At 69.2% G+C, this 20,211-nt stretch carries 17 protein-coding genes; 12 read left to right on the top strand and 5 right to left on the bottom strand.

Features of this window, described 5'->3' with window-relative positions:
• Positions 1-51 precede the first annotated feature (51 nt).
• The 3 genes from C1J00_RS00640 (at position 52) to C1J00_RS00630 (ending at position 3,697) form a co-directional block, all read left to right on the top strand.
• The gene (locus C1J00_RS00640) at positions 52-1,365 is read left to right on the top strand and encodes an RICIN domain-containing protein (protein ID WP_102907068.1); all 1,314 of its coding nucleotides are present in this window, start codon (positions 52-54) and stop codon (positions 1,363-1,365) included.
• 261 nt (positions 1,366-1,626) lie between these two features.
• Positions 1,627-2,250 carry a TetR/AcrR family transcriptional regulator gene (locus C1J00_RS00635; protein WP_102907067.1) on the top strand — a complete coding sequence of 208 codons (624 nt, stop codon included), beginning with the start codon at positions 1,627-1,629 and terminating at the stop codon, positions 2,248-2,250.
• A 181-nt stretch (positions 2,251-2,431) separates the two neighbouring features.
• Positions 2,432-3,697: an alpha/beta hydrolase gene (locus tag C1J00_RS00630; RefSeq protein ID WP_180989341.1), complete on the top strand. Its 1,266-nt coding sequence runs from the start codon at positions 2,432-2,434 to the stop codon at positions 3,695-3,697.
• 53 nt (positions 3,698-3,750) lie between these two features.
• On the opposite strand, the gene C1J00_RS00625 is transcribed toward C1J00_RS00630, so the two are convergent.
• On the bottom strand, positions 3,751-4,686 hold the full coding sequence (locus C1J00_RS00625; RefSeq protein ID WP_102907082.1) for a LysR family transcriptional regulator: 936 nt from the start codon (positions 4,684-4,686) through the stop codon (positions 3,751-3,753).
• A 128-nt stretch (positions 4,687-4,814) separates the two neighbouring features.
• Here C1J00_RS00625 and C1J00_RS00620 point away from each other — a divergent pair, with 128 nt between their 5' ends.
• The 6 genes from C1J00_RS00620 to C1J00_RS00595 all read left to right on the top strand — a co-directional run bounded on the left by C1J00_RS00620 (position 4,815) and on the right by C1J00_RS00595 (position 11,063).
• Positions 4,815-5,819: a fumarylacetoacetate hydrolase family protein gene (locus tag C1J00_RS00620; RefSeq protein WP_102907065.1), complete on the top strand. Its 1,005-nt coding sequence runs from the start codon at positions 4,815-4,817 to the stop codon at positions 5,817-5,819.
• A complete protein-coding gene (locus tag C1J00_RS00615; protein ID WP_102907064.1) occupies positions 5,816-6,787 on the top strand; it encodes a cyclase family protein in 972 nt (323 codons plus the stop codon). The genes C1J00_RS00620 and C1J00_RS00615 overlap by 4 nt, the downstream gene beginning before the upstream one ends.
• A gap of 112 nt (positions 6,788-6,899) precedes the next feature.
• On the top strand, positions 6,900-8,039 hold the full coding sequence (locus C1J00_RS00610; protein WP_102907063.1) for an FAD-dependent oxidoreductase: 1,140 nt from the start codon (positions 6,900-6,902) through the stop codon (positions 8,037-8,039).
• Entirely contained in the window at positions 8,036-9,055 is a 1,020-nt protein-coding gene (locus C1J00_RS00605) for an amidohydrolase family protein (protein WP_245936118.1), read from the top strand. Before C1J00_RS00610 ends, C1J00_RS00605 begins: the two co-directional genes overlap by 4 nt.
• Positions 9,056-9,065: 10 nt before the next feature.
• Positions 9,066-10,004 carry a VOC family protein gene (locus C1J00_RS00600; protein ID WP_102907062.1) on the top strand — a complete coding sequence of 313 codons (939 nt, stop codon included), beginning with the start codon at positions 9,066-9,068 and terminating at the stop codon, positions 10,002-10,004.
• A 93-nt stretch (positions 10,005-10,097) separates the two neighbouring features.
• Positions 10,098-11,063 carry a fumarylacetoacetate hydrolase family protein gene (locus C1J00_RS00595; RefSeq protein WP_102907061.1) on the top strand — a complete coding sequence of 322 codons (966 nt, stop codon included), beginning with the start codon at positions 10,098-10,100 and terminating at the stop codon, positions 11,061-11,063.
• Positions 11,064-11,474: 411 nt separating this feature from the next.
• On the opposite strand, the gene C1J00_RS00590 is transcribed toward C1J00_RS00595, so the two are convergent.
• The gene (locus C1J00_RS00590) at positions 11,475-12,713 is read right to left on the bottom strand and encodes an IS110 family RNA-guided transposase (protein WP_102907060.1); all 1,239 of its coding nucleotides are present in this window, start codon (positions 12,711-12,713) and stop codon (positions 11,475-11,477) included.
• A gap of 392 nt (positions 12,714-13,105) precedes the next feature.
• Here C1J00_RS00590 and C1J00_RS00585 point away from each other — a divergent pair, with 392 nt between their 5' ends.
• The 3 genes from C1J00_RS00585 to C1J00_RS00575 all read left to right on the top strand — a co-directional run bounded on the left by C1J00_RS00585 (position 13,106) and on the right by C1J00_RS00575 (position 15,922).
• Positions 13,106-13,888, top strand: a complete 783-nt coding sequence (locus tag C1J00_RS00585; protein ID WP_102907059.1) for a CoA transferase subunit A — start codon at positions 13,106-13,108, stop codon at positions 13,886-13,888.
• Entirely contained in the window at positions 13,888-14,523 is a 636-nt protein-coding gene (locus tag C1J00_RS00580; protein ID WP_102907058.1) for a CoA transferase subunit B, read from the top strand. Before C1J00_RS00585 ends, C1J00_RS00580 begins: the two co-directional genes overlap by 1 nt.
• A 139-nt stretch (positions 14,524-14,662) precedes the next feature.
• The gene (locus tag C1J00_RS00575) at positions 14,663-15,922 is read left to right on the top strand and encodes an FAD-dependent oxidoreductase (RefSeq protein ID WP_102907057.1); all 1,260 of its coding nucleotides are present in this window, start codon (positions 14,663-14,665) and stop codon (positions 15,920-15,922) included.
• 362 nt (positions 15,923-16,284) lie between these two features.
• On the opposite strand, the gene C1J00_RS00565 is transcribed toward C1J00_RS00575, so the two are convergent.
• From C1J00_RS00565 to C1J00_RS00555, 3 genes are read right to left on the bottom strand one after another with little or no spacing between them, the layout of a single operon-like run.
• A complete protein-coding gene (locus C1J00_RS00565; protein ID WP_102907056.1) occupies positions 16,285-17,184 on the bottom strand; it encodes a carbohydrate ABC transporter permease in 900 nt (299 codons plus the stop codon).
• A gap of 1 nt (position 17,185) precedes the next feature.
• Positions 17,186-18,097, bottom strand: a complete 912-nt coding sequence (locus C1J00_RS00560; protein WP_102907055.1) for a carbohydrate ABC transporter permease — start codon at positions 18,095-18,097, stop codon at positions 17,186-17,188.
• Between the two features lie 31 nt (positions 18,098-18,128).
• On the bottom strand, positions 18,129-20,189 hold the full coding sequence (locus C1J00_RS00555; RefSeq protein ID WP_146046110.1) for a beta-galactosidase: 2,061 nt from the start codon (positions 20,187-20,189) through the stop codon (positions 18,129-18,131).
• Positions 20,190-20,211 lie beyond the last annotated feature (22 nt).

The following is a 20,211-nucleotide window of genomic DNA, read 5'->3' as shown; positions in this document are numbered from 1 at the left end:
CGACTGGGAACGCCAAACGCTCCACCCATCCCCCACCCAAGGAGCCATCCCATGACCATGCGACGACGGACATTCCTCGGCATAAGCGCGGCCGGAGCGACGGGCGTGGGCCTGTCCCTGCTCGGCGCAGGCCAGGCACCGGCCGCCGCCGGGCCGCTGGACACGGCGCCCACCACGCCGTTCGCGGTCGGCGTGCGCCGGTACAACTGGACGCGCGGCAGCCGCCCGTGCACCACCTACGTCTACTACCCGGCCACCGGCACCGCCGGCGGCAACCCGGTGACGGACGCCCCGGTCGCGGGCGGGGTCTTCCCCGTCTACAACATGACCCACGGCTACGGAAGCAGCCCGCAGAACTCCCTGTTCATCATCCGGGCCCTGGCCTCGGCGGGCTTCGTCGTCCCCGCCCCGCACTTCAACCACAACTTCAACGACGTCAACAACGGCAACACCTCCAAGGACGTCTCGCAGATCCTCACCAACACCCTCGCGCTCAACGCGAGCGGACCGCTGGCCGGGCACATCAACACCGGCATCGGCGTCGGCGTCTCGGGCCACTCCCTGGGCGGCATGGTCACCCACGGTCTGCTGACCTCCTGGCCCGACAGCCGGATCATCTCCGCCAACCCCCAGTCCTGCGTGGACATGGGCAACCCGTCCAGCTCGGTCTCGGCCAAGGTCCTGTTCGTGCACGGCGACCGGGACTCGACCACGCAGTACTCCTCGGCCCGGCAGGCGTACTCGGAGATGACCTGGCCCAAGGCGTTCCTCACCTTCGTCGGCGGCAGCCACACGAGCTTCTGGAGCGACCAGCGCTTCCCCAGGACCGTCGTCGACTGGGCCCGCTGGACCATGTACGGCGACACCGCCGCACGGGACCGCCTCCCGGCTGACGCGTCCGGATCCAACACCAGGTGGGAGGCTCAGCTGGGCGAATCACCCAGCGGCCCGGGCCCCTACGTCCTCCTGGCCCAGCACAGCGGCAAGGCCGCCGAGATCAACGGGGCCTCCACCACCGCCGGCGCAGGGCTCGTCCAGCGGACCACCAACAGTCGCCCCAACCAGCAGTTCGAGTTCGTCGCCGCCGGCGACGGCCACGTCCGCGTCAAGGCACTGCACAGCGGCCTGTTCCTCCAGCCCACGGGCACCACGAACGGCGCGGAGGTCGTCCAGCAGGCCGACACCGGCGCCACCGGCCAGCAGTGGCGCGTCGTCGACCACGGCGGTGGCGTGGTCAGCCTCGTCAACCGGCAGTCCGGCCTGGCGTTGGATGTCTGGGAGTACTCGACCGCCGACGGCGCCCGCATCTCCCAGTACACCTACACCGGCAACCTCAACCAGCGCTTCACCCGCCGCCGCGTCTGACCGAGACCTGTCGGGGCACCGCTCTGGCAACAGGGCGGTGCCCCGACATGGCGGCGGCAATCGACCGAGACCAGCAGGGCCGGCGCGGCGGACACCATGGTGGCGGTCCGCCACGAGACCCAGGCGAAGGAGTACGAACGACACCCGGATCAGCAGGACACCGACGCCGGCGGATGCGGCCACCGTTCCCTCGCCGCATCCAAAAATGTAATCACGTTTCTGTATTGAGACAGGCGTTGGGGCCCGCCCTATGCTCGACCTGTGACAAAGCGGGCGAAGACAGCGAGCAGCGGGCCCCGTGGCCCCCGAGGGTCCTATGCGAAGACCGGCGAGGTGCGGCAGAAGATTCTCGACGCCTGCGTCGAGGCATTCGGTGCGGGAGGCTTTCACGGCGCCACCATGAAGGAGATCGCAGAGCGGGCCGGCATCAGCCAGACCGGCTTGCTGCACCATTTCGGCAGCAAGGCGGAACTGCTGGTCGAGGTACTCGCCGCACACGAGCGGGAGACGGCCGCGATCGTCCGGGAAGCCGATGACCTGGATGTTCTGCAGACTCAACTACGGGTCGCGCACGCCAACGAGGCCCGGCCCGGGCTGATCCAGCTGCACACCATCATCTCGAGTGAGGCCACGGCCGAGACACATCCCGCTCACGAAAGGTACCGGGCCCGCTACGACAGCCTGCGCCTGCACCTGACCCGGATCTTCGCCGAGTTGCGCGGTCGCGGACGCCTGAAGGTGGATACGAGGCCGGAAATCCTCGCGAACCTGCTCATCGCAGTCATCGACGGGCTCCAGATCCAGTGGCTGTACAACCCGGGTGCGGTGGATGTGCCGACAGGCATCGAGGCCTTCCTCGCGGGGGTCGTCGACGACGAGGCCTGAGACCCCATGCGGCTGAAACCGTGTGCTAAGGTCCATCTCAATCTCGATCTTGCACGGCAGGCGCGTGAGGATCCCCACGGCACTCGCTCTGGGGGCGGTGATGGTCTTCGGATGCGGTCACCCTCCCGCCCGGACAGCCGAGGCAGCCGCGGCAACCCAGACCGAAACCGGCATCGCGCTGGTGAATCAGAAGCGACTCTCCCCGCGGCTCAGCGAGCTGACCTTCACCTCGTCCGCTCTCGACGGCACGACCAAGGTGCGCGTACTGCTCCCCCGTGGCTACGACGCGGAGAAGAGGCGCCGTTACCCCGTGCTGTACCTCTACCACGGGGGAGGGCAGAGCGCTGCGAGCTGGACACAGGACGGTGCCGCGGAGGAGATCACGGCCGGCCTGCCCGCGATCGTGGTGATGCCGGACGCCGGCTCCACGGAGTGGTATGCCGACTGGTGGAACAACGGCCACCGCGGCCGGCCGATGTGGGAGACCTTCCACATCAACAGGCTGCTCCCATGGGTGGACGAGCACTACCGCACGATCCCCGAGCGGGGGGCGCGGGCTGCCGCCGGACTGTCGATGGGCGGGTTCGGGGCCGTCTCGTACGCGGCCAGGCACCCCGACCTCTTCGGTGCCGTCGGCTCGTTCTCCGGAGACGTCGACCACCAGAACGTCGAGATGCGGACGATCATCGAGCAGCTCCACCCCTCCCTCTGGGGCCCGTGGGCGACGCAGGAGGTCCGCTGGCGCGGGGACAACCCCTGGGACCTGGCGGCCAATCTGGCCCACACGGACGTGTCCCTGTACACGGGCAACGGCCAGCCCCGGCACGACGGCGAGGCCGTGGACCCCACGGAACAACGGATCCGGCAAGAGAACGAGTCCTTCCACGAGCGCCTGCAGGATCTCGGTATCCGGCACCGGTGGCACGACTACGGACCCGGCAGCCACACATGGCCCTACTGGCAGGCCGGCCTCCGGTCCTGGATACCGCATCTGAAGGCCTACTTCGCCCGCCACGCGCAACACCGTGCCACTCCCCGGTCGTTCACCTTCTCGTCGATGAGGCCGCGGTACAGCGCCTACGGCTGGACCGTACGGATGCGGCGGGACGTCACCGAGTTCAGCGCACTGGAGGTGGCCCGCAAGCGCCGCTTCACGGTGGTCGGGAACGGCTCGGCCACGGTACTGACGCCTTCACTGGCTCGACCGGGCACCCGGTATGACGTCACCGTCCGCGACCACGCGGGCGCTTCAGTGCGGGCGGCCACCGCTGACACCCAGGGGCGCTTGACCATTCCGCTCGCTCTGGGCCCCGGCAACCCGCACCAGCAGTACTCGCCGCAGGCCGAGACGTCGAGTACGGGCCCCAGCCCTGACGACGTGCCGTTCTACGCCAGGGGCAACGGCTCCCGCTTCAACCGGGCCGAGGTGGCGATCCTGCCGCGTTGAGATCAGCCTCTTCGCCCGCAGCGTCGTCGCCCTCGCAAGGCCCCAGCCCATCCTCAACTCGGCTGACCGGAGATCGTGGGCCGCCCTGCCTCCACGGCTTCGGCGACCCGCGCCGTCGTCTCCCGCAGCCACATGTGCGCCGCGTCGTGCATGTGGACCGGATGCCACCACAAGGCCTGCTGGATCGGCACGGCGTCATAGGGCGGTTCCATGACGCGGACGTGTGCGAGTCCGTCCAGCTCGTCGGCGAGACGCCGCTGCAGGAGAGCTACCCGGCGGGTGCCCGCGACCAGGAGTGGCATCAGCTGGAAACTGTCTACGGAGACCGCCACGCGCGGCTCGATGCCGAGCGTGGCAATCTGGCGGGCGGCGGGGGCGTCGTAGGCTCGTTGGTACGTCACCCATGACAGTCGGGCCAGGTCGTCGAGGGTGAGCTGCTCACCGACCTCGGGGTTGTCGTCGGCCACGAGGAAGACCCAGCTGTCCTGGTAGAGCTCGACCGTGGGGAAGCCGCGAATGATGCCGTGGGGCAGCAGCAGCCCGTCCACGGTGCTGAGCAGCGACCCGGTACTGTCGATGATTTCGTTCGGTACCTGTTTGAACCTGAGCCGGATGCCTGGTGCCTCGGTTTGGACGGCGCGGGCGAGTTCGGCGCCGAAGACGGCAACCGCGTAGTCCGAGGCGATCAGCGTGAACTCATGTTCCTCACGGGAGGGGTCGAATTCGGCCTGAGTGGCGAAGACGCGCTCCAGCAGGTCGCAAGCGGTGGTGGTTCGGTCGAGGAGAGCCTGCCCGAGGGCGGTCAGTTCGTACCCTCCGCCCACCCGGGCGAGCAGGTCGTCGTCGAAGTGACGGCGCAGCCGGGCCAGGGCCGCGCTCATCGCGGGTTGGCTGAGCCCGATGCGCTGGCCGGCCCTGGTGACGTTGCGCTCCTGCAGGAGGGCGCGCAGGGCAACGACAAGGTTGAGGTCCAGGCTGGCCAGGTTCACGAACCGTCCCAATTCCGGAGCCGGCACCATCTGTATTCACCGGCTGGATCCACATATACAGGAAATCGATTTCCCTGATTGCAATCTACGGGCCAGATTAGTGGCACCGCAATCGGGAGGAAATCTCCGTGACATCCGCAGCCACGTCGGCACCCTTCACCCCCTTCTCCGGACCGTTCGCCATCGGCACCTTTTCGGCACCGGGCGAGTCCAGGTTCCCGGGCCTCGTGGCCCCGGACGGCCAGGTCCTCGACCTGCGCACGGCACTGGGTGAACCCGCGCTGACCACGCTCGCGCTCCTGGAGCGCTGGGAGGGGGAGTTGCCGCGCCTGCACACCCTCGCCGAGGACCCGACGCGCGACTGGCGACCGCTGGCGGACCTGTCGGTGCACGCGCCCGTCGAGCCCCGGCAGATCTTCCAGTCCGGCGCCAACTACCGGCAGCACGTGATCGACCTGGCGGTCGCACACCGCGCCCCGGACGCCCCGGGCACCGTCGAGGAGGCCCGTGCCGAGGTCGCGGCGGTCATGGACAAGCGGGCCGCCGAGGACCTCCCGTACGTCTTCATCGGCCTGCCGACCTCGATCAGCGGCCCCTACGACGACGTGGTACTGCCCGCCGGGGCCCAGAAGCCCGACTGGGAGCTGGAGCTGGCCGCGGTGATCTCCCGCCCCGCCTACCGGGTCACCGTGGAGGAAGCCCTGGAGTACGTCGCGGGCTACACCATCGCCAATGACCTCACCGACCGCGCGACCGTCTTCCGCCGGGACATGCCCCCGATCGGCACCGACTGGCTGCGCAGCAAGAACGCCCCCGGCTTCACCCCGCTCGGCCCGTGGATCGTCCCGGCCGACTCCATCGCCGACCCCTCCGACCTGCAGGTCACCCTCAAACTCAACGGCGAGACCATGCAGGACGAGTCCACCAAGGACATGATCTTCGGCGTCGCACGGCTGGTCTCGTACATCTCCCAGACGGCCCGACTGCTTCCCGGCGACCTGGTCCTGACCGGCAGCCCGGCCGGCAACGGCATCCACTGGGGCCGGCTGCTGCGCGACGGCGACGTGATGGACGGCTCGGTCACCGGGCTCGGCGCCCAGCGCACCCGCTGTGTCGCGGAGGAGGCCCGATGAGCGCCGATCGTATCGACCGTACGGATCCCGAGGCGGCGATCGCCGAGGCCGCGAAGGCGTACTCGAACTGGGGCCGCTGGGGCGAGGAAGACGTGCTCGGCACGCTCAACTTCCTCGACGAGGCCAAGCGCCGTGAGGGCGCGGCCCTGATCCGCGACGGCGTCAGCTTCTCCTTGTCACAGAGCTTCGACATGGACGGCCCGCAGAAAGGCTGGCGGCGGCGCACGAACCCGGTGCACACGATGCTCGCCACCGGCACCGACGCCGCCCTGGGTGGCCAGGGCTTTCCGCACGGTTTCGGTGGCGCCGACGACGTGATCGCCATGCCCTTGCAGTGCTCCACCCAATGGGACGGGCTCGGGCACATCTTCGATCACGGCAAGGCGTGGAACGGTCGCTCGGCGGAGAAGGTCGTCACCTCCGAAGGCGACCTGGTCACCGGCATCGAGCACATGGCTCCGCACGTGGCCGGGCGGGGCGTCCTCCTCGACGCGGGCCTGGTCATCGGCCAGGACGGCGAACTGCCCGACGGCTTCGCCATCACCGAGGAGCACCTGACCCTCACCGCCGCCTCGCACGGTGTGACCGTCGGTCGTGGCGACCTGGTCCTCGTGCGCACCGGACGGCTGGCCCGCGCCCGTCACGAAGGCTGGGGCGACTACGCGGGCGGACCGGCGCCGGGGCTGAGCTTCAGCACGGCCGGCTGGCTGCACCGGAGCGAGATCGCCGGGATCGCCACCGACACCTGGGGCTTCGAGGTGCGGCCCAACGAGTTCGACCACGCCTTCCAGCCGCTGCACCAGGTCGCCATCCCTCACATCGGCTTGCTCATCGGTGAGATGTGGGACCTCGACGCCCTCGCCACACACTGCGCCGCCGACGGCCGGTACGAGTTCTGGCTCACCGCCGCGCCGCTGCCCATCACCGGGTCCGTCGGCTCACCGGTGAATCCCATCGCCGTCAAGTAACGCCCCGGGCGGCCGGGCGGGCCGCGCCCGGACGGCTGCTCCACCCCCGCTCGCCCGACCCGCGACCTTCCCCTTGCCGCTCGAAGTCGCGGCGCCATCTCAGGGAGAACCCATGAACGACCCCCGTCCCCGCACCGTCCTCGTCATAGGTGGCGGCGCGTCCGGCAACGCCGTGACCGTGCTGCTGCGGCGGGCGGGCATCGCCGTGGAACTGATCGAGGCCAAACCCGACTGGAACGTGCTCGGCTCCGGCATCACCCTCCAGGGCAACGCGCTGCGCGTGCTGCGCGAGGTGGGCGTATGGGACCAGGTCCGGGAGAGCGGCTACGCCGTCGACGCCGTCGGCCTGGCCGCGCCCGACGGGACCGTGTTCCATGTCCAGCAGGACATCCGCACCGGCGGGGACGACCTGCCCCCGATCTTCGGCATGCAGCGGCCCCGGCTCCAGGAGATTCTGTGTGAGGCCGTTCTCGAGAGCGGCGCGACGGTACGCCTCGGCACCACCGCCGAGGAGCTGATCCAGGACGCGTCCGGCGTCACCGCCCGGTTCAGCGACGGCACCGAGGGCCGCTACGACCTTGTCATCGCCGCCGACGGCGTCGGCTCCCACACGCGCGCGGTGATCGGCATCAGCGACAAACCCGAACCGACCGGCATGGCCATCTGGCGCGTCCCCGTGCCCCGCCCCGAGAGCGTGGAGCGCATGACCCTGGCCTACGGCGGAACCTGCTACATCGCCGGCTACTGCCCCACCAGCAAGAACACCATCTACGCCTACCTCGTCGAGGCCAACCGCGACCGCGCCTCCATCGACCCGGCCTCGTACGCGGACGAGATGCGACGGCTGGCCGCGCCCTACGGGGGTGCGTGGCCGGAGATCGCCGCGAGCATCACCGACCCCGCCAAGGTCAACTACACCTGGTTCGACCGGCTGCTCGTCGAGGGCTCCTGGCACCGCGGCCGGGTCGTCCTGATCGGTGACGCGGCCCACGTCTGTCCCCCCACGCTCGCCCAGGGCGCGGCCATGTCGCTGGAGGACGCCTCCGTACTGGCCGAGATGCTGGGCCAGGAGCAGGACTGGAGTTCCCTCGACGCCCTGCTGACCGGCTTCTACGAACGCCGGATCGACCGTGTCCGCATGGTGGTCGAAGCATCCGTGCAACTCGGTCAGTGGCAGCTGGACGGCGTCCGTGACGCCGACGCACCCGGTCTGATGGGCCGCACGATGTCCGCCCTGAAGGAGACCCCGTGAACCCCGTGAGTCCCCAGAACAGCGCACCCACGATCGACGTCCACGCGCACGTCCTGCTCCCTCAGGTCGAGGACGCCGTCGCCGGACACCCCGGGCTGGCCGCGGCCCGCGATCTCGACGCCCGCCGCAACGGCCCCGAGGCCATCGCCGTCAGCGGCCCGATGTTCCGGGACCGCTTCCCGAAACTGACTGACGTCAAGGCCCGGCTCGCCGCGATGGACGCCTCCGGGGTCGACGTCCAGCTGGTCTCGCCGTCTCCGTCGCACTACCACTACTGGGCCGACGATGACCTGGCCCGTACGGTGTGGGAACTGGCCAACGAGGGCACCGCCGCGCACGTCGCCCAGGCCCCGGAACGGCTGCACGGCCTCGGCCTCGTCCCGCTCCAGCACCCGGGCCTCGCCGTCGAAGCCCTCGAGCACGCCCTCGGCCTTGGCCTGCGCGGGGTCGAGATATCGAGCCACGCGCCGGGACGCGAACTGTCGGACCCGGCGTACGAGCCGTTCTGGACACGGGCCGAGGAAACCGGCGCCATCCTCTTCCTGCACCCCTTCGGTTGCACGCTCGACGAGCGCCTCAACCGGTGGTACCTGTCCAACACCGTCGGCCAGCCGACCGAGAACGCCGTCGCCCTGTCCCATCTGATCTTCTCCGGAGTCCTGGACCGGCACCCGGGGTTGCGCATCGTCGCCGCCCACGGCGGTGGCTATCTGCCCACCCACATCGGCCGCTCCGACCACGCCTGGCTCGCCCGCGCCGACACCCGCGGCTGCGCGCACCCGCCCAGCAGCTACCTCAAGCAGCTGTACTTCGACTCCCTTGTCCACGACCCGGACGTCCTGCGCGAGCTGATCCGGGCAGCCGGCCCCGACCGGGTGCTGCTCGGCTCCGACTTCCCCTTCGACATGGGCACCGACGACCCGCTCGGTGCTCTGCGCAACGTCACGAACCTGCCCGCCCCCCACTTCCACGCCGTACGCGGCGGTAACGCGGCAGCGCTGCTGCGTCTCACCTGAGGAGCCCGACATGACCAACCGTCTGCTCACCCACCTGCGGCACGTCGACCTGGCCGTGCCGGACTACGACAAGCAGCTCGACTTCTACGCCGGCGTCTGGGGCCTGACCAAGGTAGCCGAGGACTCCGGCATCTCCTTCCTGGCCGCCGAGGGCTCCCCCGAGCAGTACATCGTCCGGCTCCGCAAGGCCGAGGAGAAGCGCCTCGACCTCATCTCCTACGGTGCGGCGAACCCCGCCGACGTGGACACACTCGCCGAGCAACTCCTTGCGGGTGGAGTGCGGTTGATCTCCCAGCCGGGCAAGGTCGACACCCCCGGCGGCGGCTACGGCTTCCGCTTCTTCGACATCGACGGCCGCACCATCGAGGTCTCGGCCGACGTCGAGGCGCGCCGGCACCGTCGTATCGAGGAGAAGGAGTCCATCCCCGTCCGTCTCTCGCACGTCGTCCTGAACTCCCCCAATATCAACGCCACCCGCGCCTGGTACGAGCAGCACCTCGACTTCCGGCTGTCCGACACGATGGCCTTGCCGCACATGGGCGAGGTCATGCACTTCATGCGGATCAGCAACCAGCACCACTCCATGGCCATCGCCAGCGGTCCGCACACCTCCCTGCAGCACCTCTCCTTCGAGATGCGCGGCATCGACGAGTACATGCGCGGCTCCGGCCGCGTGATGCGCTCCGGCGCCCGCAAGATCTGGGGCCCCGGGCGGCACATGGCGGGCGACAACACCTTCACGTACTTCCTCGACCCGCACGGCAACACCGTGGAGTACACCACCGAGCTCGAAAAGCTGGACGAGGACACCTGGCACCCACACATCTACGACCTGACGAAGCCCGAGAACGCCGACCAGTGGGGCACGTCCAACCCGATGAACGAGATGGTCGCCAAGGAAATGCTCAACGATGTCGACCGCGGCGTCTTCGTCGCTCCGCCGGTCTGACCCCATGCCCCCGGGGGCTCGGCGCACTCCCCCGCCATGCCGTGCCGCCGCGCCCCCGGCCTGTGTCAACCCACCCAGCTCCCTAGGAATGCCATGCGTTTCGCCACGTACGAACAGCACGGCCGCAGCCGTCTCGCCACCGTCGAGGACGACGGCACCCTCTACCCCTGCCCCGGCCGAGCCTCGCTTCTCGACCTGATCCAGGCCGGTCCCGAGGCGCTGCGCGAGGCGGGCAACGCAAACCTGGACGTGCCGCGCGGCCCGCATGTCTCCCAGGTGCGCTTGCTGCCGCCGCTCCAACCGCCGTCCGTACGCGACTTCGTCACGTTCGAGGAGCACGTCGAGGGTGTACGGCGCAGCATCGACGGAGTCTCGGGCGCCCCGGACGCCTGGTACGACGCGCCCACCTTCTACTTCACCAATCCCTACGCGGTCATCGGCGCTCACGACGACGTCCCCGTGCCGCCGGGCAGCCGGGCACTGGACTTCGAACTCGAAGTCGCCGCGGTCATCGGCCGCGAGGGCCGCGATCTCACCCCCGAGCAGGCCCGCGACCACATCATCGGCTACACCATCTACAACGACTGGTCCGCACGCGACCTCCAGTCCCGTGAGATGCAGGTCAGCCTCGGCCCCTGCAAGGGCAAGGACACCGCCACGACCCTCGGCCCCCACCTCGTCACCGCGGACGAGCTGGAGCCGTACCGCGACAGCGACGGGTTCCTGCGCCTGGCGCTGACCGCCGAGATCAACGGCGAGGTCGTCGGCAAGGACCTGCTGTCCAACATGAGCTGGACCTTCGAGGAGATGACCGCCTACGCCTCCAGGGGCACTTACGTACGCCCCGGCGATGTTCTCGGCTCCGGCACCTGTGGCAACGGCGGCTGCCTCGCCGAGCTCTGGGGGGTACGCGGCCGCCAGGACCCGCCGCCGCTCAAGCCCGGCGACACCGTCACCCTCACGGTCGAGGGCATCGGCACCGTCTCCAACACCGTGGTCCCCGGTGCCGAACCGGTGGCCGTCCCTCGCGCCCGTACCCGCCCGCGAGCGCGCCCCTGAACCGCGAGGCGGAGAGCAGGCCGGCCGACAAGGTCGTCGTCACCGGGACAGCGCGCGGCAGGGCACGGGGGAGGCTCCGGCCCGGGCGGGAGCGACCGTGACCGCCACCGATGCGACACAGGCACCCGACCAACTGGGCCATCCCTTGAATGATCGGCGCCGAGAGCCAGGCGCGGCGGCCTGCTCGCCGACGACCACCCTGCTCCACGCCATCGGCTGCCACATCCCACTCCGCCGGGCCGACCCCCTGACGAGCTGCTCGACGCCGCCGCCCTCCTCGCCTCAGGCGAGGCCTCGTACATCACCGGCGCCCGTCTCGTCGCCGTCGGCGACTGGTCGACGGTGCTGCCCGGCTCCCCCGTTTGCCCCCGGCCGACCTCCGGCTGAAAGACATCTCACGTGCCTAAGAAGTCAAGCCGCTACGGCCAGATCCGCCGGGAGGGAGGTGAAGGCGTGTTGTTCGTCGTAGTGCTGCCGGGTCTGCAGGCAGTGGTAGAGCTGACCGATCATGCGGTTGAACAGGTGCCGCTGGGCCTGGGCATGCCAGTCTCCGTGTTCGCGCCGTCGCCGGTAGTGGGCGGCTGCTCCAGGCGAGGCTGTGAGCGCGGCGAAGGCCCACTGGTGACCGGCGTTGGTCAGGCGGTTGTTCTTGATGTAGCGGCGTCCGACGAAGCGTTTCTTGCCCGAGGCCCGGGTGATGGGGGCCGATCCCGCGTATGCCCTCAGGGCCCGGGCGTCGGCGAACCGTGCGCGGTCGTCACCGATCTCGGCGAGCACCCGGGAACCGAGCTGGACGCCCATGCCGGGGAAGCTGAGCAGGATCTCAGCGTCCGGGTGCCGGCGAAAAGACGCCTCCACCGCCTCGGTGAGGTCGTCGACGGCCTGGCAGGCCGCGTTCAACTGCGTGAGCAGGGCGAGCAGTTGCTGCCCCATGGCGTCCTCGACGAGCGGGGGCTGGTGGGCCTGCTCGGCGCGCAGGGCGGTCTTGAGGCGTTCGGCTTCGGCGTTGATGCCGCGGCTGCGGCCGGCCCGTTTGAGCGCGGCCCGCAGCCGGGGCAGGGTCAGCCGGGCTGCCGCGCTTGGGGTCGGGGCCAGGGCGAGCACCGCGCGGGCCTCGGGACGGGTCAGTCCGCCCTGCTTGCCGAGGAAGGCGTCCAGCGCGACGGGGTAGTAGTCGCGCAGCAGCGAGCGGACCTGGTTGGCGATCTGCTGGCGGGCCCAGACGGCGTCCTGCTGGGCGCGGGCCAGGACTGTGATGGCGCGGGCGAGGTCGCTGTCGTCGGGCAGTGGCCGGTGGGCGTGCATGTCGGTGCGCAGGATGTTGGCCAGGACCAGAGCGTCGCCGGGGTCGGACTTCTTGCGCGAGACGCCGTGACGATCCCGGTAGCGGGCAGCGGCGAGCGGGTTTATGGCGAAGATCTTCCGCTTGCCGGTGCGCAGGGCTGCCACGAGCAAGCCGCTGGAGGTCTCGATGGCCACCGGTATCGGCGTCTCGGGACTGTCGCCGTGCTCGGCGAGCAGGTCCAGCAGCAGCCGGTATCCGGCGAGGTCGTCGTTGATGCGGCGCTTGGCCAGCAACTGGCCGTCCTGATCGACCAGGGCCACATCATGGTGCGACTCGGCCCAGTCGATCCCGCAGAACACGCTCAAGCCCTTCTCCTCTCTTCGTGCGTTTGCGCAGGTGACAAGCCTGTGCGGGCCACGCGGCGACCTAATCCCAGGACTCGACGGTCCGCCATCTCACCAGCCGTTCGTGGCACCAGCGCACCGCACGGGCCCCGGTCTCGATCAGAGCTCGGACGGCTCGCGGAGTTGGCGGGGGTCACCACCACGACGGTCAACGTTCGGCCCAGGCCGGTGAGTTTCGCAGCGGCCCGAAGACACCGGGCGCCACCGGTCTTTCAGAAGGTCTCAGAGGACCAGGAACCCAGAGGGGTCAGCCCGGTGCCCACGAGGCCGCTGCGAACCGCACCACATCGATAGTCCGGACCGCCCCTGACGGAGCCAACCGGAACCGCTTACTCAAGGATTAGGACCCGCACGTGAACAAGGTCAGCGCGAGCGCCGCCGAGGCGGTCGCCGACATCTCCGACGGGGCCTCACTCGCCGTTGGTGGCTTCGGTCTGTCCGGCATACCGGCCGCCCTCATCGACGCCCTGCACGCCCGGGGCACCACCCGTCTGAAGGTCGTCTCCAACAACTGCGGCGTAGACGGCCAGGGACTCGGCCTCCTGCTCGCCGACGGCCGCATCAGCCGCGTGACGGGCAGTTACGTCGGCGAGAACAAGGAGTTCGCCCGCCAATACCTCAGCGGCGAGCTGGAGGTCGAACTCGTACCGCAAGGCACCCTGGCCGAGCGGCTACGGGCCGGCGGGGCCGGCATCCCGGCCTTCTACACACCGGCAGGCGTGGGCACACAGGTCGCAGACGGCGGCCTGCCCTGGCGTTACGCGGCGGACGGCAGCATCGCCCTCGCTTCCCCCGCAAAGGAGAAGCGCTCCTTCGGCGGCCGCGCGCATGTCCTCGAACACGGCATCACCACGGACTACGCGCTCGTCCGCGCCTGGCGCGGCGATACTCACGGCAACCTGGTCTTCAACAAGGCCGCCGCCAACTTCAACCCGCTGGCCGCCATGGCCGGCCGCATCACGATCGCCGAGGTCGAGGAGCTCGTAGAACCCGGCGAGCTGCCCCCCGACGCGATCCATCTGCCCGGCGTCTTCGTCCAGCGGGTCCTCGCCCTCACGCCCGCGCAGGCCGCCGACAAACCGATCGAACGGCGTACGATTTCCACGCCCGAGGCACGAGAGACGGTGCACAGCTGATGCCCTGGACCCGCGACCAGATGGCCGCCCGCGCCGCCGCCGAACTCACCGACGGCTCCTACGTCAACCTCGGCATCGGCCTGCCCACCCTCGTCCCGGGCCACCTCCCGCCAGGAGTCCACGTCGTCCTCCACTCCGAGAACGGCATCCTCGGCACCGGGCCCTACCCATGTGAACGCGACGTCGACCCCGACCTCATCAACGCCGGCAAGGAAACCGTCACCGTGCTCCCGGGAGCGGCCTTCTTCGACTCCGCCCTGTCCTTCGGAATGATCCGCGGCGGCCACATCGACACCGCCGTGCTCGGTGCCATGCAGGTCTCCGCGACCGGCGACCTCGCCAACTGGATGATCCCCGGAAAGATGATCAAGGGCATGGGCGGTGCCATGGACCTCGTCCACGGCGCCCGCCGCGTCGTCGTCCTCATGGACCACACCGCCAAGGACGGCAGCCCCAAGATCCTCGACGAGTGCACCCTGCCCCTCACGGGCCAGGCCTGCGTCCACCGCGTCATCACCGACCTGGGCGTCATCGACGTCACCGACAACGGCCTGGTCCTTGTCGAAACCGCCCCCGGTGTCACCCACCACGACATCACCGCCGCTACCGCCGCGGAACTGCACACCGCCGCTTGAGGCACGACGACCGACACCTCGTGTGCGGGCTTCTGCCGCGACCGCACCAAGGGCTTCCTGGTCGGCACCGAGCATGTAGGGGAGAAGCCCGCCCTCACCATCCACCAGGTCAACGACGACCAGGACTGAGCAACCCACCATGAAGAAGCTTCCCGCCAAGCGCGGTCGCGTCGCTGTCATCGGCGCCGGGCCCGGTGGCATGGCCGCCGCACTCTCCGTCCATCAGGCCGGCCACGACGTCGTGCTGTTCGAGCGCTACCCGCAGGCCAGGCCCGCCGGCAACATCCTCAACCTGTGGCCGCCCCCCATCAAGGCACTCGGGCTGCTCGGTGTGAACACCGAGGACCTGGGTGCGCCCTGTACGTCCGAGTTCCGCAACGCCCGCGGGCGTCGCCGGGTCCGCGCGGCCCTTCCGGAGCAGGTTGTCCGCGACTACGGCGGCGGTTTCGTCGGCCTGCTGCGCCCCGAGTTGTACGAGCGGCTGCTCGACGCGCTGCCCCAGGGCGTCCTGCGGGTCAACCACACGGTGGAGCGCGTCGAGCAGGACGAGAGCGGTGTTCGCCTGCACCTCGCGGACGGACGAGTCCACGAGGCGGACGTCGTGATCGGCGCGGACGGCATCGATTCCCTGGTCCGCCGCACTCTGTGGGGCGACAGCCCCAAGCGCGAGCACAACCTGCACATCTTCGGCGGCTACACCTTCGACGAGGATGTCGAGACCGAGCCCGGTATGTGCGTCCTCTCCCGCACCCGCACGGTGCAGGGCAGCTGGACCGCCATCCGCGACAAGGGACGTGACGGCCACCAGTGGTGGATACTCGAAGCGTTCGACGCAAGCCGGGAGTTCTCGGGGGACCTGCACTCGACCGCGACCGGCCTCGGTCAGGCCTTCGCCCGTCCGCTCCCCCAGCTGATCGCCGCGACCGACCCCGCGCACGTTCAGCGCTGGGTGATCCGCGACCGCAAGCCGCTGAAGCAGTGGTCCAAGGGCCGCGCCACTCTCGTCGGTGACGCTGCTCATCCCACGTCCCCGTACGCGGGGTACGGCGCCGGTATGGCCACCGAAGACGGTTACTTCATCGGCCGCCGCCTGGCAGGGGTGGACCTGAGCGACTACGCCGCCGTCCGCCAGGCACTCGACGCCTTCGAGTCCCCCCGCAAACCGCACACCGCCCGGCAGTCCCAGCACGCCTACGTACTCGGGCAGCTCTTCCACCACGCACCGCGCGCCCTGCAACCGGTCCGGGACGCGATCCTGGACCGCACCCCACTGATGCAGAAGGTGGTGGGTGACTCCACCCCCAGCTCGATCCTCACTCAGCTCGGTGAGATCGACCGGGCCGAAGCCCGCTTCACCGCACTCCTCGGCCTCGGCGAGGCGCACGACACCGCGTCCTGAACCACGTGGCCGGGGTCCGGGGCCCCCGGGCGGGGCGGGCGTTGTTCCATGGCAACAGGCCGCCCGACGCACGCCCCGCACAGAACGCCAAGCGTTCATCGGGCAGTCGACCAGGACCACGGCGATCGGGAACTGTGTGTCCCCGTGGGATCGCGCGCGCCCTCCCATGGACGCTCGACGTCGGGGCGGGCGGCGAACTCATCCGCGGCTGACGGCCGGTCTCCTCCAGGCCCTGCAGGACCATGTCCTCCTGGTGCCGAAGTACCGGAAGGGACTGGCTCGCGACTGCCCGACCTCCCCGGCGATCTGGTCGGCGGTCGTCCTGTCGACCCCAGGAACGCGATTGGGGCTTGCGACGGCGGCTACTTCATTCCCGTGGTGGCGATTCCCTTGACGAGATAGCGCTGGCCGACGAGGAAGACGATGAAGACCGGGATCAGCGTGATGACGGACATCGCGAACAGTGATCCCCATGAGGCTCCGCTGGTGGCGTCGACGTAGTTGCGCAGTGCCACGGGCGCCGTCTGCAGTTCGGGTTTGGTCAGGTAGATCAACTGGCTCAGGAAGTCGTTCCACGTCCAGATGAAGGTGAAGATGGCGGTGGTGGCCAGGGCCGGCAACGAGATCGGCAGCAGGATGCGGAAGTAGATGCGCCAGTACCCCGCGCCGTCGATCTTGGCCGCCTCGTCCAGCTCGGTGGGAAGACCCCGGAAGAACTGGACCATCAGGAAGATGAAGAAGGCGTCCGTGGCGAGGAACTTGGGAACGATCAGCGGGAGGAACGTGTTGACCCACTCGATCTTCGAGAACATGACGTACTGCGGGATGATGAGCACGTAGACCGGCACCATGAGAGTCAGCATCATCATGCCGAAGAAGAAGGCCCGCCCGCGGAACTTCAGCCGCGCGAAGGCGTAGGCCGCCATGGAGCAACTGACCAGGTTGCCGAGCAGGGCCCCCAGCACGACGATCGCCGAGTTCAGCAGGTACACCCCGAACGGGTGCGAGAGGGCGTTCCAGCCGTCGGTGTAGTGGCTGAAATCGGTCTTCGTGGGCAGCAGCGAGGGATCACGGAAGATCAGGGCCTCGGGTTTGATCGAGCTGGCGATCATCCACAACAGCGGGTAGACCATCACGAGCCCGAAGGCGATCAGCACGACGTGCTTGAGCGTGGAGCGTATGCGGGCCGCCCGCCTGTGCCGGCGCGCGGCAGGCGCGGGAGCGGGGGAAGGGGCCGGGGCTGCGGCTTTCAGGGGTGTCATCTCACTTACCGTCACCGTAGAACACCCATCTCTTGCTGAAGTAGAAGTTGATTGCGGTCAGGAAGCCGACGATCACCACGAGCAGCCATGCCATGGCCGAGGCGTAGCCCATGTGGAGCCGGCCGAAGCCCTCGTCGTACAGGTACAGCGAGTAGAAGAGGGTCGAGTCCGAGGGGCCTCCCGTCCCCCCGCTGACGACGAACGCCTGGGTGAAGGACTGGAAGGAGCTGATGACCTGGAGAACGAGGTTGAAGAAGATGATCGGGGTGAGCAGCGGCAGGGTGACGTGCCGGAACTGGTGCCGGCGGCCGGCGCCGTCGAGGGCGGCGGCTTCGTAGTACTGCTCGGGGATCTGCCGCAGGCCGGCCAAGAAGATCACCATGGAGGAGCCGAAGGTCCACACATGCAGGACGACGAGGCTGTACAGCGCGGTGTCCGGGTTGGAGATCCATCCGGGACCGTCGATGCCGAACAGTCCGAGGAACTTGTTCACCAGGCCGTCGGTGCCGAAGACCTGTCGCCACAGGATGCCCACCGCGACCGATGCGCCGAGGAGCGAAGGCAGGTAGTAGACGGACCGGTAGAAGGCCAGTCCCTTGATGCCCCGGTTGAGGACCATCGCCAGGGCGAGGGCGACCGCCAGCAGCAACGGCACGCTGAGGACGACGTAGAGGAAGGTAACGCTCAGGGACTGACGCAATCGGGGGTCGTCGAGCATCTTGCTGTAGTTCTCGAAGCCCACCCACTGCGGAGAGCTCAGCAGGTTGTAGTCCGTCATCGAGAAGTACAGCGAGGCAATCATCGGACCGAGCATGACGCCGGCCATGCCGACGAACCACGGCAGCAGGAAGACCCATGCGGTCCGTTCTTCTTTCCTGGCCGCCCGGCTCAGGGGTCTGCGAAGCACAGTCATCGTCCTCGGGTTCTTGGATCGGGTGCGGGGTTCAGGAGCCGCTGGGTGACGGTTCGGCGTGCTGTGCCGCGGCCAGGGGACTGCGCACGACGGCGACATCGGCCGCGTCGAGGACGAGGGCCTCCCCGGCCTCGATGCGGCGTCCGGTGATCAGGTCGGTGCCGGAGCGGTCGAGGGTGACCGTCGCCTTGTCCTGCCGGTGGTTCAGCAGGAACAGGTACGCGTTCGTCCGAGTCCGTCGCTCGGTGACCTCGACGCCCCGCGGTGCGGCGTGCACCGGTCGCACCCCGGCCAGGTCCAGGACGTGCTGCACCAGCGCCTCGAGGGCGTCGTCGTCCAGACGTGTGCCGATGTACACGGCACGGCCCCGGCCGAGTTCGTGCTCGATCACCGCCGCCTTGCCGGAGAGATGGCCCTTGCGGTAGACGGCGAGCGGTCGGGCGGTTTCCGTTACCAGGTCGTCCTGCCACACCGAGGCGGTTGCGAAGAATCCGTTCAGCGCGGTCTCCTCGGTCGCCGCCCGGACCGGCACCGCGGCCTCCACGGGCAACGGAGAGAACTCCTGGACGTGCGCTCCGATGATCTCGCGCAGGGCGCCCGGGTATCCGCCTTCGACGATCCGGTCGTCCTCGTCGACGATCCCGGAGAAGTACGAGGCGACGAGATGGCCACCGCCCTCCACGAACTGTCGTACCGCCGCGCTGTGTTGGCGTGTCATCAGATACTGGTTGGGGACGACCAGGACTCGGTAGGGCGACAGGTCGTCGTCGAGGGTGACGACGTCGACGGCGACCTGGCTGTTCCACAGGGCACGGTGGTGCCGGGCCACGGTGTCGCGGTAGTCGAAGGCGTCGTCCGGGTGGGCGCAGCCTTCCACGGCCCACCAGTTCTGCCAGTCCCACACGATCGCGACCTGTGCGCCGGTCCGTGCCGTGGCGACCTCGTCGATGGCCCGCAGCTCGTTGCCGAGCGCCTTGACCTCCTGCCAGGTCCGGGTCTTCTCACCTCCGTGCGGGAGCATCGCCGAATGAAACTTCTCCTGGCCCTGGGGTGAGGCTCTCCACTGGAAGAACATCACCGCGTCGGAGCCGTGCGCGACGGCCTGGTAGGAGCCCAGGCGCATCCGGCCGGGCTGCTTGACCTGATTGATCTTCCACTGGCTCACCGCGCCGGCCGCCTGTTCCATCAGCATCCAGGGCCGGCCGTTGCCGAGCGAGCGCATCAGGTCGTACTGAAAGGCGGCGACGGCCATCGAGTGCGGCTTGCCCGGGTCGGGGTAGCAGTCGAAGGCGACGACGTCGAGTTCCTTCGCCCACCGGTGGCTGTCGGTCAGCCGGCAGCCGAAGAAGTTGGTGGTCGCCGGCACATCGGGGGTGATCGCGTGGAGCAGGTCACGTTCCTGCGTGACGAGCTCCAGCAGGTTGTCGGAGGTGAAGCGGGAGAAGTCCAGCTCACGGGAGGGGTTGGCCCAGCCGCGCACGGGCTGGGGCAGGTGCACCTGGGACCAGTCGCCGTAGCGCTGGCTCCAGAATGCCGTGCCCCACCGTCGATTGAGCTCGTCCAGCGTGCCGTACCGATGTCTCAGCCACGCGCGGAAGCGGTCGTCGCACCGGTCACAGAAGCAGTCGGAGTGGTACTCGTTGCCGATGTGCCACATGGCCAGAGCGGGATGCTTCCCGTACCGCTCGGCCAGCTTGGTGGCGATGCGCCGGCTGCGGTCCCGGTAGACCGGGGAGGACGGGCAGAAGTGCCCCCGGCTTCCGATGCCGTGCCGCACCCCCTGCCGGTCGGCTGACAGGATCTCGGGGAAGTCCGTGGCGAGCCACGGCGGCGGTGCGGCGTTCGGGGTCGCGAGGTTGACGTGGATGCCGTTCGACCACAGCAGGTCCATGATCTCGTCGAGCCACGAGAAGTCGAACCGGCCGTCGGCCGGCTCCAGCACGGACCAGGAGAAGATGCCCAGGCTCACGAGCCGCACTCCTGCGGCTCGCATGAGCCGGACGTCCTCCCGCCACACCTCCCTCGGCCACTGCTCCGGGTTGTAGTCCCCGCCGTAGACGACTCCCGGCAGTCGACTGCGAAAGGTGCTCATGCGCGGATCGTTCGTGCGCGGA

Source organism: Streptomyces cahuitamycinicus, from assembly GCF_002891435.1.
GTDB lineage: Bacteria > Actinomycetota > Actinomycetes > Streptomycetales > Streptomycetaceae > Streptomyces > Streptomyces cahuitamycinicus.
Note: the sequence above shows the minus strand (reverse complement) of the source record. Positions and strands in the feature narration are given on the sequence as shown.

Excerpts from the sequence above, each read along its gene's own strand:
- C1J00_RS00615 (WP_102907064.1), top strand. The coding sequence starts at position 5,816 with ATGAGCGCCGATCGTATCGACCGTACGGATCCCGAGGCGGCGATCGCC.
- C1J00_RS00600 (WP_102907062.1), top strand. The coding sequence starts at position 9,066 with ATGACCAACCGTCTGCTCACCCACCTGCGGCACGTCGACCTGGCCGTG.
- C1J00_RS00560 (WP_102907055.1), bottom strand. The coding sequence starts at position 18,097 with ATGACTGTGCTTCGCAGACCCCTGAGCCGGGCGGCCAGGAAAGAAGAA.
- C1J00_RS00595 (WP_102907061.1), top strand. The coding sequence starts at position 10,098 with ATGCGTTTCGCCACGTACGAACAGCACGGCCGCAGCCGTCTCGCCACC.
- C1J00_RS00580 (WP_102907058.1), top strand. The coding sequence starts at position 13,888 with ATGCCCTGGACCCGCGACCAGATGGCCGCCCGCGCCGCCGCCGAACTC.
- C1J00_RS00575 (WP_102907057.1), top strand. The coding sequence starts at position 14,663 with ATGAAGAAGCTTCCCGCCAAGCGCGGTCGCGTCGCTGTCATCGGCGCC.
- C1J00_RS00610 (WP_102907063.1), top strand. The coding sequence starts at position 6,900 with ATGAACGACCCCCGTCCCCGCACCGTCCTCGTCATAGGTGGCGGCGCG.
- C1J00_RS00640 (WP_102907068.1), top strand. The coding sequence starts at position 52 with ATGACCATGCGACGACGGACATTCCTCGGCATAAGCGCGGCCGGAGCG.
- C1J00_RS00565 (WP_102907056.1), bottom strand. The coding sequence starts at position 17,184 with ATGACACCCCTGAAAGCCGCAGCCCCGGCCCCTTCCCCCGCTCCCGCG.
- C1J00_RS00555 (WP_146046110.1), bottom strand. The coding sequence starts at position 20,189 with ATGAGCACCTTTCGCAGTCGACTGCCGGGAGTCGTCTACGGCGGGGAC.